General features: G+C 65.3%; 8 protein-coding genes. All 8 read left to right on the forward strand.

What is annotated here, in order from left to right; all coding sequences use genetic code 11:
- Positions 1-98 precede the first annotated feature (98 nt).
- The 8 genes from AC1RMD_RS09655 (at position 99) to AC1RMD_RS09690 (ending at position 13,550) form a co-directional block, all read left to right on the forward strand.
- Positions 99-707, forward strand: coding sequence for a VPLPA-CTERM sorting domain-containing protein (locus AC1RMD_RS09655; protein WP_492926012.1), 609 nt, complete (start codon positions 99-101; stop codon positions 705-707).
- A gap of 28 nt (positions 708-735) precedes the next feature.
- Positions 736-4,293 carry a pectinesterase family protein gene (locus AC1RMD_RS09660; RefSeq protein WP_492926014.1) on the forward strand — a complete coding sequence of 1,186 codons (3,558 nt, stop codon included), beginning with the start codon at positions 736-738 and terminating at the stop codon, positions 4,291-4,293.
- A 94-nt stretch (positions 4,294-4,387) separates the two neighbouring features.
- Positions 4,388-6,067 carry an alkaline phosphatase family protein gene (locus AC1RMD_RS09665; RefSeq protein ID WP_492926016.1) on the forward strand — a complete coding sequence of 560 codons (1,680 nt, stop codon included), beginning with the start codon at positions 4,388-4,390 and terminating at the stop codon, positions 6,065-6,067.
- Between the two features lie 91 nt (positions 6,068-6,158).
- Positions 6,159-6,875 (forward strand): PEP-CTERM sorting domain-containing protein, encoded by a 717-nt coding sequence (locus AC1RMD_RS09670; RefSeq protein ID WP_492926018.1) that lies wholly within the window; start codon positions 6,159-6,161, stop codon positions 6,873-6,875.
- Positions 6,876-7,041: 166 nt separating this feature from the next.
- A complete protein-coding gene (locus AC1RMD_RS09675) occupies positions 7,042-8,562 on the forward strand; it encodes a carboxylesterase/lipase family protein (RefSeq protein ID WP_492926020.1) in 1,521 nt (506 codons plus the stop codon).
- A 113-nt stretch (positions 8,563-8,675) separates the two neighbouring features.
- Positions 8,676-11,045, forward strand: coding sequence for a M1 family aminopeptidase (locus AC1RMD_RS09680; RefSeq protein WP_492926022.1), 2,370 nt, complete (start codon positions 8,676-8,678; stop codon positions 11,043-11,045).
- Positions 11,042-11,536 (forward strand): DUF6702 family protein, encoded by a 495-nt coding sequence (locus AC1RMD_RS09685; RefSeq protein WP_492926024.1) that lies wholly within the window; start codon positions 11,042-11,044, stop codon positions 11,534-11,536. Before AC1RMD_RS09680 ends, AC1RMD_RS09685 begins: the two co-directional genes overlap by 4 nt.
- Complete coding sequence (locus AC1RMD_RS09690) at positions 11,478-13,550, forward strand: TonB-dependent receptor (RefSeq protein WP_492926026.1); 2,073 nt, start codon at positions 11,478-11,480, stop codon at positions 13,548-13,550. Before AC1RMD_RS09685 ends, AC1RMD_RS09690 begins: the two co-directional genes overlap by 59 nt.
- Positions 13,551-13,557: the final 7 nt, after the last annotated feature.

The raw sequence follows: 13,557 nt of genomic DNA on the forward strand, positions 1-13,557 counted from the left end.
TCCCCACGCCCTCCTCGCGGTGGCACGGCATACGCGAGGTGTGCCGACCGGCGACCGGCGCAGACCGGCGTTATGCAACTCAATATCTGGAGACAAAAATGCACATCAAACTAGTCAAAGCCGTGGCGGCCGCCACGTCCGCCGCCGGCATCGTCCTCACCCTAGCCCTCGCCGGCGGCGGCGCGCAGGCGGCAAGCGATCCGCTGCACAACGCCGTCATCAGCGCCAGCTACAACGGCGATGCGGCCGGCATGCTGGGGCTGGACCACGGCTTCAACGCCGAGCCGGGCAGCAACGTCAGCGGCCTCGATCCCAACAATCCCGGCGCGGAATTCCTGAGCGTCGACTACCTGCTGGCGTTCGACTTCGCGCCCAACGGCCATCTGACCATCCTCAACAACGGCGCCATCGGCGCCGGCAACTACAGCGCGACCTTCGATTTCGGCACGACACTCGCGGCCGCCATCGCCGGCTTCAGCATCGTCGACAGCGGCGCCACCAGCGGCACGCCGGTGCTGACCATCGTCAACAGCCACACCATCGCCATCGACCTCAGCGCGGTGAACTGGAACGGCGACTTCAACGCACTGGAAACGGCCATCGTCCTGCAGGCCATGCCGGTGCCGGAACCGGCCGCCGCGTGGACGCTGCTGGCCGGACTGGCCGGCCTGGGCGCACTGGCCCGCCGCCGCAAGCCGCAGCACTAAACCGCCCTCACAACCCAAGGAGCACCATATGAAACGCTACGGTTTCAGGGCGGCGCTACGCCTGTCCCTTCTGCTATCGCTGTCCGCCCAGGCGGCAGCGCCCGACGTCGCACTCCAGGCCGCACCGGCCGACGGCTTTGCCGCCATGGCCGGCGGCACCAGCGGCGGCGCCACCGCGCTGTCGTCCAACATCTACACCGCGACCAATCGCGTGCAGCTGCTGGCGGCCATCAAGCATGGCGGCGCCGCGCCCAAGATCATCAAGCTGAGCGGCACCATCGACATGAGCGAAGGCGTGCCCTACGCGAACACCGGCGACCAGGCGATACGCGGCCTGATACGTTTGCCCAGCAACACCACGCTGATCGGCGACGGCGCGGCGTCGGGCATCGTGAACGGCCACATCATCGTCGCCAACGTCTCGCAGGTCATCATCCGCAACCTGAAGATCGTCAACCCCTGCGATGTCGGCCCGATCTGGGATCCGACCGACGGCGCGCTGGGCAACTGGAACTCAGCCTACGACGGCATCGGCATCAGCGGCTCGGACCACATCTGGATCGACCACAACACCTTCACCGACGGCGCCATGACCGACGACCTGCTGACGGTCGAGAACGGCCAGCCCAGGCAATGCCACGACGGCGCGCTGGACATCACCAACGCTTCCGACTACGTGACGGTGTCGTACAACGTCTTCGGCCAGCACCGCAAGAACAACCTGATCGGCTCCAGCGACAACGCCAGCGCCGACAGCGGCAAGCTGCACATCAGCTTCAGCAACAACGTGTTCCGCGACATCGTCAGCCGCGCGCCGCGCGTGCGCTACGGCCAGGTCCACCTGTACAACAACTACTTCGTCGGCAGCAAATCGCATCCGGCCTATCCGTACGAGTACAGCATAGGCGTGGGCCAGGCGGCGCAGATCCGGTCCAACAACAACGTGTTCGAGATCGCCGGCCCGGGTACTATCCGTTGCGACGACGTGGTCGAGCCGATCGGCGGCACCGTGGCGGGCGCCTTCAAGGACAGCGGCTCGATGCTGAACGGCGCGCCGCTGGCCGGCTGCTCGACCCCGAACAGCGTCGCCTACACCGTGCCCTATGCCTACGCGGCGCGGCCGCTGGCGCTGGTCAAGGCCAACGCGCTGGCGCAGGCCGGCGGCGGAAAACTGACCACCGCCATCAGCGGCAGCGGCAACGTCACGCCCGATGTCAGCGTGATGCTGACTTGCCCGCCGTCCGGCCTGTACTTCTGCGACGACTTCCAGACCAGCAGCGCGGCCAACTGGGACTTGCTGCCGGTGGCCGGCGCCAACGGCAGCTTCAGCGTCAAGACCGAGAACGTGGGCGGCGCCAATATGGTGATGCAGTATACGGCGGCCACCACCGGCGGCGTGCTGGCATTGCTCAAGCCTGCGGCCATGGGCGGCGTGCCGTCCGCCGACTACTACGTTGAGGCTCGCATCAAGCCCCTGACCAACAGCACCACCGGCAACAAGCAGCTGTACCTGGTCACCCGCTACAAGGATGCCACCAACTGGTACGGCGGCGGCCTCAATGTGCAAAGCAGCACCGCCAGCACGCAGGTGGAAATCGCCAGGATGCTGGCCGGCTCATTGTCGCGGCCCAAGCAGGTGAAGAAGCCGATCGCGATGGACGCGCAGTTCTACACGGTGCGCTTTGAAATGATCGGCACCTCGCTCACCATTTACCTCGATGGCGAAGCGCTGGGCACCGTGACCGACGCCGCCTTCGCGGAGCGTGGCAGGGTCGGCCTGTACACCGCCAACAAATCGTTCCAGATCGACGACGTGCGCATCGGCGATCCGGCGCTCAAGCCTTCGCAGCTGACGCTCAACCCGTCCTCGCCCAGCTACTCGGCTGAAGTGGGCGACGCGCCGCTCAGCGTCAACATCACCGCCGTCAAGCCGAACGGCTCGCTGGACGGCTTCAGCGCCAGCTCCAGCAACCCGGCGGTGGCGGCGGTGGCCGTCAACGGCACGGTGCTGACGATCACGCCGGTCGGCGCCGGCAGCGCCAGCGTCGTCGTCACCAGCGAATCCGATCCGACCTTGCAGCGCACCATCGCGGCCACCATCAGCCCGCAGTTCGTGCAGCCGACGCAGACCTATCCGCTGAGCGGCGCCGCCCTGCCCTCGAACACCGGCAGCGCCAATATCGACGCCTCGCTCAAGCTGACCTTCGACACTCCGCCGACGTTGGGCAACAGCGGCAGCATCCGCATCTTCCGCAAGACCGACGACGCGCTGGTCGATGTGATACGCCTGTCCGGCGAGACCGACATCCTGGGCTATGCCGGCCAGCCGGCCATCCGCAAGGTCAACACCACGCCGGTCACCATCAACGGCAACACGGTGACGATCAAACCGCACAGCAACAAGCTGGCCTACGGCACCGAGTACTACGTCGCCGTCGCCAACGGCGTGTTCAACGGCGCCAAGCTAGGCGGCGTGCCGTTCGCCGGCATCGGCAAACTGGGCGACTGGTCGTTCACCACCCGCGCCGCCGGCCCGGCCGCCGGCAGCAGCAGCCTGACCGTGGGCGCGACCGACGATGCCGACTTCAACACCGTGCAGGCGGCGCTGAACTACGCGATGAAGGAACTGGCCGCCAACGACCCGCTGACCATCACCGTGCGCAACGGCACCTACAACGAGCTGCTCTACCTGCGCGGCAAGCACAACGTCACGCTGACGGGAGAAAGCCGCGACGGCGCCGTGATCCAGTACACCAACCACGACACGCTGAACACCGGCTCCGGCGGCAGCCAGGCCAACGGCGACAGTTCGACGCCGTCCGGCGGCCGCGCCGTGATGCTGGTCGAAGCGGCCGACATGCTGACCCTCGACACGCTGACGCTGAAGAACACCACGCTGCGCTCGGGCGCCATTTCGGCCCAGGCGGAAACGATCTACTTCAATAGCGACAGTGGCCGCCTGCTGGCCAAGAACACCAATTTCTACAGCGAGCAGGACACGCTGAACCTGAAAGGCTACGCCTGGTTCTACCACGCGCTGGTGGCGGGCAATGTGGACTTCATCTGGGGCAGCAGCCGCGCCGCGCTGTTCGAGGAAAGCGAGATCCGCTCGGTGGGCGACACGTCCAACGCCGGCAGCGGCGGCTACGTGCTGCAAGCGCGCGTGGCCAACGCCAGCGACAAGGGCTACGTCTTCCTCAACAGCAGCCTGACGCACGGCGCCGGTCCCGGCCCGCAGCACGGCGACGTGCCGACCGGCGCGACCTACCTGGCGCGCAGCCCCGGCGGCAGCGCCACCTGGGACAACGTCGCCTTCATCAACACCCGGATGGACGCGCACGTGGCCACTGTGGGCTGGGCCGCCGCCGGCGTGAACGGCCAGCCCGCGCCCAACCCGGTGGTGCCCACCGCCGCCAGCGGCTGGCGCGAATACGGCAGCACCACGCTGGCCGGCGCGCCGATCAACCTGGCGGCGCGCGTCGGCGGTTTCCAGCTGAGCGCCAGCGACGTCGCTGCCGGTTTCGCCGACCGCGCCAAGGTGTTCGCGGCCTACAACGGCGGCGCCGGCTGGAACCCGCAACCATAGTTTGTCATCGAGCCGTCACAAGGATGGGGTAGGATATCGCGGGCGCATGGTAGGCTATGCGCCCACGATCCCTCCAACCTGACGACGACCCAACATGACCAAGAAACTGTCTCTGACCGCACTCGTAATCGCGACCTCCTGCCTTGCGCTGAACGCCGCGCATGCCGCCGCTCCCGCCGCCACCGGCGCCCCGGCCCAGCCGAAACTGGTGGTGGTGCTGGTGGTGGACGGCCTGCCGAACGAGCAGGTGCTGCGCTATCGCGACCAGTTCGGCCAGGGCGTCCAGGGCGGCCTGCGTCGCATGCTGGACCAGGGCGCGTCGTTCAGCAACGCGCACCAGGCGCACGGCGTCACCGTCACCGCGATCGGCCACAGCGCCGTGCTGTCCGGCGCCTACCCTTATGTGCACGGCATCATCGGCAACAACTGGATCGACCCGGTCACGAAGAAATCGGTGTACTGCACCGAAGACACCAACTATACCTACATCAACGAAGAGACCAAGCCGAGCGATGGCACCGCGCCGACCCGCCTGAAGGTCGACACGCTGGGCGACCAGCTGCGCTACGCCACCGGCAGCCGCAGCAAGGTGGTCGCCGTCTCCGGCAAGGACCGCGGCGCGATTCTGCTGGCGGGCAAAACCGGCACCGCTTACATGTACATGGACAAGAGCGGCAACTTCGCCAGCAGCACCTTCTACATGAAGGCGCATCCGGCCTGGGTCCAGCAATACCAGGCCGGCAAGCCGCAGGACCGCTACTACGGCAAGTCGTGGACGCCGCTGCTGCCTGAAGCGGCCTACGCCGGCGACGCCAGCGAAGACCTGAACCAGGTCAAGCCGGGCGCCCACAACCGCCTGCCCTACGCCTACTACAGCGAAAGCGGCGAGATCGACGCCGGCTACTACAACAGTCTCAAAACCGGCCCCTTCCTCGACCAGCTGACGCTGGACTTCGCGCGCGCCGCGGTGGAAGGCGAGAACCTCGGCCGCAATCCGGCCGGCGTGCCGGACCTGCTGGGCGTGAGCCTGTCGGCGCACGACTACGTCAACCACTCCTTCGGCCCGGAAAGCAAGATGTCGCACGACCACCTGCAGCGCGTGGACCGCATGCTGGGCGACTTCTTCAACTACCTCGACAAGCGGGTCGGCATGGACAACGTGCTGGTGGTGCTGACCGCCGACCACGGTTTCCCGAACACCCCCGAGTTCGCCCGGACCCAGCACATCGACGCCCAGCGCATCGACGGCGACAAGCTGATGAACGCGCTCGACAAGCACCTGTCGGAGAAATTCGGCGGCGCCAAGCTGCTGAGCGCGTGGTCGCTGCCCAACATCCACCTGGACTACGCGCAAATCGACCAGCGCGGTCTGCAACGCGAAGCAGTGGAAACCGCCGCCGCCCGCTTCCTGCTGGCGCAGAACGGCATCGTCGAAGCCTACACCCGCACCCAGCTCGAAAGCGGCGCCGCCAACACCACCCGCATCGCCACGCTGATGCGGCGCGCCTGGAACCGCGAGGCCTCGGGCGACCTGATGGTGGTGGCCAAGCCTTACTGGTACTTCGGCACCGGCACCAGCGGCACTTCGCACGGTTCGCCGTACGCCTACGACACCAATGTGCCGCTGATGATCATGGGCAAACGCTGGATCAAGCCGGGCGCCTACGGCCAGTACGCGGAAGTGGTCGACATCGCGCCGACGCTGGCCCATCTGCTGCACGTGCGGCCACCGGCCGGCGCCGAAGGCCGGGTATTGACTGAAACACTACGATGATCGAATGCTATTGACATATTTGAAATATTTTCTTGGCAATGTGACGAATCGATGATATTTTTACATCTCTTACAACAGAGATGGGGAAATGATGAACAAAATCGCATTCGCAGTACTCGCTTTGGTAGCCGGTGTCACCAACGCCGGTGAGTTGTACAACAACGGCCCGGTGGTTGATGCCACCGGTGTGTCCGTGATCGCACCGGACGCCGGCACCTACGGCTTCGGTGTCCAAAGCAGTGCGGGCAATTTCGTGGCCGACGATTTCGACGTCACGGCGGGCAAGAAATGGAATGTCTCCAGCCTGAACTTCTTTGGCTACCAGACCGGCGCCAATGGCTTCAGCTTCACCACGGCCACCTGGAGCATCGTCTCGGGTAGCGACGTCAATACGGGTACCGTGGTTGCCTCCGGCACCACTGGCGTGACCAATGGCGGCCTGGCCGGCTATCGCGTCACCGAATCCACGCTCACCAACAAGCAGCGCGCCATCTACACGGTCAATGCCGACATCACCGATATCACGTTGGCTTCCGGCCACTACTGGCTGACCTGGGGCCTGGCAGGCACCGCGGCTTCCGGTCCATGGCAGCCGCCTACGTCCGACGCCCGTGAAGGCAACGCCGCACAATCGACCGGCGGCGGCGCCTTCGCCACGCTGGAAGAATCCGCCAGCGGCCTGTCGGTGGAACTGCCGTTCGCCGTCAACGGCACCATCAGCGCCGTACCGGAACCGGAAACCTACGCGATGATGCTCGGCGGCCTGGGCCTGATCGGCCTGGCGCGCCGCCGCGCACGCCGCGCTTGATCTGATCTCGCCTCGAAAGTTTTGCGGGCGCCATGTGGCGCCCGCAGTCGATGCGCATACTCCCAGGGGTAGTCCAGATCGGTATGGCAAATCGCAAATAAGTTATCGCAGGTGGAACTGCTTCCAGCTATAGTAGGCGTCGACATTTAACTTCGATGACGACGACATGAACAAATACAGTTTGCTGCTGGCTGCTTTCGGTGCGATCGCCGCGCCCTCCTTCGCGGCCGCGCCGCGCGCCACCACCGCCAGCGGCGTGGTCGAGGGCACCCTGGAGGCTTCCGGCGTCAAATCGTACAAAGGGATACCGTTCGCAGCGCCGCCGGTCGGCGACTTGCGCTGGAAGCCGCCGCAGCCGGCGCAGAAATGGCAGGGCGTGCGCAAGGCCGATCATTTCGGCCCGCGCGCCATGCAGCTGCCGCTGTTCGACGACATGGTGTTCCGCTCCGACGGCATCAGCGAAGACTGTCTGTACCTGAACGTCTGGACGCCCGCCAAAACGGCCAAGGAGAAGCTGCCGGTGCTGGTCTACTTCTATGGCGGCGGCTTCGCGGCGGGCGACGGCTCCGAGCCGCGCTACGACGGCGCCAGCATGGCAGCCCAAGGCATCGTCACGCTGACCGTCAACTATCGGCTCAACATCTTCGGCTTCCTGGCCCACCCCGAACTGACGGCCGAATCGCCACACAAGGCCTCCGGCAACTACGGCCTGATGGACCAGGCGGCGGCGCTGCAATGGGTGGCGAAGAATATCGCGGCCTTCGGCGGCGATCCCGCGCGCGTCACCATCGCCGGCGAATCGGCCGGTTCGTGGTCGGTCAGCGCGCAGATGATGTCGCCGTTGGCCAAGGGCTTGATCGCCGGCGCCATCGGCGAAAGCGGTTCGCTGCTCGGTCTGAACGCCCCGCCACCGCTGGCGGTCGCGGAAAAGAAAGGCGCCGACTTCGCCGCACAAATCGGCGCGCCCAAGCTGGCCGCGCTGCGCGCCATGCCCGCCCAGCTGCTGCTCGACACCCTGAAGCGGCCGGACGCGCCGTGGTTCGCCGATATCCAGGACGGCTACGTGCTGCCACGCAGCCCGCTCGATACCTACGCCGCCGGCCAACAGGCCAAGGTGCCGCTGCTGGCAGGATGGAATTCGCAGGAGGGCTACTACAAGCAGGTGCTGGGCGAAGCCGAACCGACGCCGGCGAACTTCAGCAAGATACTGCAAACGATGTACCGCGAGCGCGCACCGGCCGCGCAGCATGCCTACAGCGGTGACGTCATGCAGGCCGCGACCGATCTCGCCGGCGACCTGTTCATCGCCCACGGCACCTGGAAGTGGATCGACACGCACGCGCGCACCAGCGGCCAACCGGTCTATCGCTACTACTATTCGCACCCGCGTCCGGGCCAGACGGGCGCCGGCCATTCGGTCGAAATCGAATACGCGCTGGGTAACCTGAAAGCGAACAAAGTCTATTCATGGACTGCGGACGACCACGCGCTGTCGACGCAGATGCAGGGCTACTTCGCCAACTTCATCAAGACCGGAAACCCCAACGGCGCCGGCCTGCCGGAATGGCCGCGAGCCAGCAACGGCAAGGGCTCCCGCCTGATGCGGCTGGACCTGCCGTCGGCCGCGATGAGCGCCACCGACGACGCCCACCACGCTTTCCAGGACCAGCAACGGGAAACCAAATAAGCAAAAATCGAAACCGCCACTTAGTTTGTATTTTATTGTATCGGCCGGTAATTCTTTGAAAACTTGCTATACACTAGCTTCCTTTATTCGGGAAATCATCAGGAATACAAACTATGCGCAAGACCATCGGCTTCATCGCCCTTTGCTTGACGGCGTCCGCATTCGCAGCGGAGCCATTCGACGACAAGTTCCGCCAGCTGGACGAAGTTCTCCCCTCCGCCAACAGCTACCGCACCGCCTCCGGCGCCCCCGGCGCCGCCTACTGGCAGCAACGCGCGGACTACACGATCCGCGCCACGCTCGATGAAGCCAGGCGCGCCATCACCGGCAGCGAGCAAATCAACTACCACAACAACTCGCCCGATACGCTGAGCTACCTGTGGGTGCAACTCGACCAGAACATCTACAAAAAAGATTCCGACGCCCGCATGATGCTGACGCAGCCATCGCGCGAAGCATGGGCCAAGCCACGCACGCCGGAAGACGGCTACAAATTCGACGGCATGCGCGGCATCCTGGCCGGCCGCGAATTCGACGGCGGCTACAACATCAAGTCCGTGGCCGCCGGCGGCCAGCCGCTGAAGTACACCATCAACCGCACCATGATGCGCATCGACCTGCCGGCGCCGTTGAAGCCGGGCCAGAGCTTCGCTTTCAGTATCGACTGGACCTACAACATCAACGAGCAGCAGGTGCTGGGCGGCCGTTCCGGCTACGAGCACTTCGAGGACGACAAGAACGACCTGTTCGAGATCGCCCAGTGGTATCCGCGCATGGCGGCCTACTACGACGTGATGGGCTGGCAGCACAAGCAGTTCCTGGGATCCGGCGAGTTCACGCTGGAATTCGGCGACTACGACGTGCAGCTGACCGTGCCGGCGGACCACGTGGTGGCCTCCACCGGCGAACTGCAAAACCCCAACGAGGTGCTGTCCGCGACGCAGCGCGAGCGCCTGGCCAAGGCCAGGACCGCGAACGCGCCGGTCGTCATCGTCACGCAGGAAGAGGCTGAGAAGGCCGAGAAGTCCGTCAGCACCGCATCCAGGACCTGGCACTTCAAGGCCGCCAACGTGCGCGACTTCGCCTGGGCCTCCAGCCGCAAGTTCATCTGGGACGCGCAGGGCTTCAAGAAGGATTCCACCAACGTGATGGCGATGTCCTACTATCCGAAGGAAGGCAATCCGCTGTGGGGCAAGTACAGCACCCAGGCCATCGTCCACACCATCGACCAGTACAACAAGTACAGCTTCGACTATCCATACCCAACCGCGATCTCGGTCAACGGCCCGGTCGGCGGCATGGAGTATCCGATGATCTCCTTCAACGGCCCGCGCCCTGCCAAGGACAAGAAGACCGGCGCCCTGACCTGGTCGCAGCAGACCAAGTATGGCCTGATCGGCGTGATCATCCACGAGGTGGGCCACAACTACTACCCGATGATCATCAACTCGGACGAGCGCCAGTGGACCTGGATGGATGAAGGCCTGAACACCTTCGTGCAGTACCTGGCCGAACAGGCATGGGAAGACAATTACCCGTCGCGCCGCGGCGAGGCGCGCAACATCGTCGACTACATGCGCAGCCAGAACCAGGTGCCGATCATGACCAACTCGGAGTCGCTGCTCCAGTTCGGGAACAACGCCTACGCCAAGCCGGCCACCGGCTTGAACATCCTGCGCGAGACCATCCTGGGCCGCGACCTGTTCGACTACGCATTCAAGGAATACGCGCGCCGCTGGAAGTTCAAGCGCCCCACTCCGGCAGACTTCTTCCGCACCATGGAAGACGCTTCCGGCACCGACCTTGACTGGTTCTGGCGCGGCTGGTTCTACACCACCGACGCGGTGGACATCAGCATCGACGCCATCAACGAATACGGCGTGAGCACCAAGGACCCGGAAAAAGAAAAGGCATGGAAGAAGGCGCAGAAGGATGCGCAGCCGATCTCGATCTCCGAACAGCTCAACAAGTCGCTGCCGAAACGCCTGGACGCCCACCCGGAACTGAAGGACTTCTACAACGAGCACGACGAGTTCACCGTCACCAACAAGGACCGCAACACCTACGCCGAAGCGATCGAGAAGCTGGAGCCGTGGGAGAAGAAGCTGCTGGACCAGGGCAAGCACCTGTACCTGGTCGACTTCTCCAACCTCGGCGGCATGGTGATGCCGCTGATCCTGGAGGTGGAACTCAAGAGCGGCAAGAAGTACATCGAGCGCATTCCGGCCGAGGTATGGCGCTACTCGCCGAAGAAGATCACCAAGTTGATCGTCACCGACGAGCCGATGGTGGGCCTGACCCAGGACCCGCTGTGGGAAACCGCCGACATCGACACCAGCAACAACAGCTGGCCGCGCAAGGTGACGCAGTCGCGCATGGAACTGTTCAAGACCGACCGTGACCGCAACAACCTGATGCGCGACTTCAATACGCCGCTCAAGGGCAAGGGCGACAAGTCGTCCAAGGACTCGTCGGCCGAATGATGCCGCGTGCCTTGCGCCTTGCCGTGGTTGCCGTGCTGGCCTTGGCCGGCACGGCGGCGGGCGCCCATAATTTTCACATGGGCATGGCCGATATCCGCTACAACGACCGCACCGGCAACACCGAGATCGTGCACACCTACACCGCGCACGACGTGGCCACCTTGCTGACGAATCTCTATGGCCGCAGTTTCGACCTCGGCCAGGCGGACAGCGAAGCACCGCTGCGCCGCTACGTCGAGCGGCAGTTCTACCTGGAGGGCCCGGACCGCCAACGCCTGCCGCTGCACTGGGTGGGCGTGAAGGCGGACGCCGACAGCGTCGTCATCTACCAGGAGATCGAAGGCAGGAAGCTGGGGCCCGCCACTCGCATCCACAACGCCTTGCTGATAGACTTCCTGCCATCCCAAAAGAACACAGTCAACCTGCAAGCCGATGGCCCCGTCCAGACTCTCACCTTCGATCAAGGCAGCATCGATCAAACCACCCGTTAAGTACTTGCTGCTGTTGGTACTGGGCTCGGCCCAGGCCGACGACCAGATCCTGCAACGGGTGCTGGTCGAAGGCTCGCGCGGCAACCAGCTGGGCGTGGCCGATGCCGCCAGCGCCGGCAGCATCTCGCAGCAGGAACTGGCCGCGCGCACCGTCTATCGGCCCGGCGAGCTGCTCGAAGCGGCGCCCGGCCTGATCGTCAGCCAGCACAGCGGCGAAGGCAAGGCCAACCAGTTCTACCTGCGCGGCTTCAACCTCGATCACGGCACCGACCTGCGCACCACCGTCGACGACATGCCCGTCAACCAGCGCAGCCACGCGCACGGCCAGGGCTGGACCGACCTGAATTTCCTGATCCCGGAACTGGCGGTGCGGCTCGACTACAAAAAAGGCCCCTACTCCGCCGGCGACGGCGACTTCGCCTCGGCCGGCACGGCTTCCGTGGTGTACGCCAACCGCCTGCTGCAAGGCGTGGCCAGCGCCTCGGCCGGCCAGCACGGCTACGGCCGCGCGCTGCTGGCCGACTCGCTGGACGCCGGCCAGGGCAGCCTGCTGTACGCGCTCGAAGTGCTGCACAACGACGGCCCCTACACCCATCCGGACGACTACCAGAAGCTGAACGCAGTGCTGCGCTACAGCGCAGGCTATGCCAACAACGGCTACCACGTCAGCCTGATGGCCTACCGCGCCGACTGGAACTCGACCGACCAGATACCGCTGCGCGCCGTGCAGGCCGGCCAGATGGACCGCAACGACGCCATCGACCCGACCGACGGCGGCAAGTCGCATCGCTACAGCCTCTCAACCGGCTGGCGCCGCACCGGCGAGGACAGCGCCTCCAGGGTCAACGCCTACCTTATCGCCAACCGGCTGGACCTGTATTCCAACTTCAGCTACTTCATGGACGATCCGCTGCGCGGCGACCAGTTCGCGCAGCCGGACAGGCGCGTCACCAGCGGCATCAACGCAAGCCACAGCTGGCACCAGCACCTGGCCGGCGGCGACAGCACCACCACCATCGGCGTCCAGCTGCAAAACGATAATATCTTCAACGGCCTGCTGAACACGCAGGCGCGCCAGCCGCTGGCCGTCGTGCGGCGGGATCACATCGTCGAATCCAGCGCCGGCCTGTATCTCGAGAACAGCATGCGCTGGAACAGCGCCTTGCGCACCGTGGCGGGCGCGCGCTTGGACAGCTACCGCTTCGACGTCCGCAGCGACCTGGCGGTCAACTCCGGCAAGGCCGGCGACCACCTGGTGAGCCCGAGCCTGAGCCTGATCTACGGCCCGTGGCAAACGGCGGAACTGTACGCCAACATCGGCAACGGTTTCCACAGCAACGACGCGCGCGGCGCCACCATCCGCATCGATCCCAAGACCGGCGCGGCGGCCGACAAGGTCTCGCCGCTGGTGCGTTCGCGTGGCATGGAGCTGGGCGCGCGCAGCAGCTGGCTGCCCGGCTTGCAGTCGTCGCTGTCGGTGTACCGGCTGGATTTCGATTCGGAGCTGAGCTTCGTGGGCGACGCCGGCACCACCGAGGCGGGACGGCCGAGCCGCCGCTACGGCGTGGAACTGTCGAACTACTACAAGCCGCTGAAATGGCTGTCGGTCGACCTGGACCTGGCCTACGCGCGCGCCCGTTCGCGCGATGAAAAACTGGAAGGCGCCTACATCCCCGGCGCCATCGAAGGCACCGGCCAGCTGGCGCTGGCCGTGGACGACGGCGGCCCGTATTCGGGTTCGCTGAAGCTGCGCTACTTCGGCCCGCGTCCGCTGATCGAGGACAACAGCGTGCGCTCGAAGCCCAGCCTGACGTTGAACGCCCGCTTCGGCTGGAAGATCCGCAAGGGCCTGACGCTGGAACTGGAAGCCTTCAACCTGGCCAACCGCCGCGACTCCGCCATCGACTACTACTACCCGTCGCAATTGAAGGGCGAAGCGGCGCCGGTCAACGACATCCACTTCCACCCCATCGAGTCGCGCTCGCTGCGGGCGACGCTGGTCAGGACCTTCTAGCCAGGTC

This window comes from Duganella sp. GW822-FHT06D06, from assembly GCF_058799615.1.

Coding starts and splice junctions, on each gene's coding strand:
- AC1RMD_RS09690 (WP_492926026.1), top strand. CDS start 11,478: ATGGCCCCGTCCAGACTCTCACCTTCGATCAAGGCAGCATCGATCAAA.
- AC1RMD_RS09670 (WP_492926018.1), top strand. CDS start 6,159: ATGAACAAAATCGCATTCGCAGTACTCGCTTTGGTAGCCGGTGTCACC.
- AC1RMD_RS09655 (WP_492926012.1), top strand. CDS start 99: ATGCACATCAAACTAGTCAAAGCCGTGGCGGCCGCCACGTCCGCCGCC.
- AC1RMD_RS09685 (WP_492926024.1), top strand. CDS start 11,042: ATGATGCCGCGTGCCTTGCGCCTTGCCGTGGTTGCCGTGCTGGCCTTG.
- AC1RMD_RS09680 (WP_492926022.1), top strand. CDS start 8,676: ATGCGCAAGACCATCGGCTTCATCGCCCTTTGCTTGACGGCGTCCGCA.
- AC1RMD_RS09665 (WP_492926016.1), top strand. CDS start 4,388: ATGACCAAGAAACTGTCTCTGACCGCACTCGTAATCGCGACCTCCTGC.
- AC1RMD_RS09675 (WP_492926020.1), top strand. CDS start 7,042: ATGAACAAATACAGTTTGCTGCTGGCTGCTTTCGGTGCGATCGCCGCG.
- AC1RMD_RS09660 (WP_492926014.1), top strand. CDS start 736: ATGAAACGCTACGGTTTCAGGGCGGCGCTACGCCTGTCCCTTCTGCTA.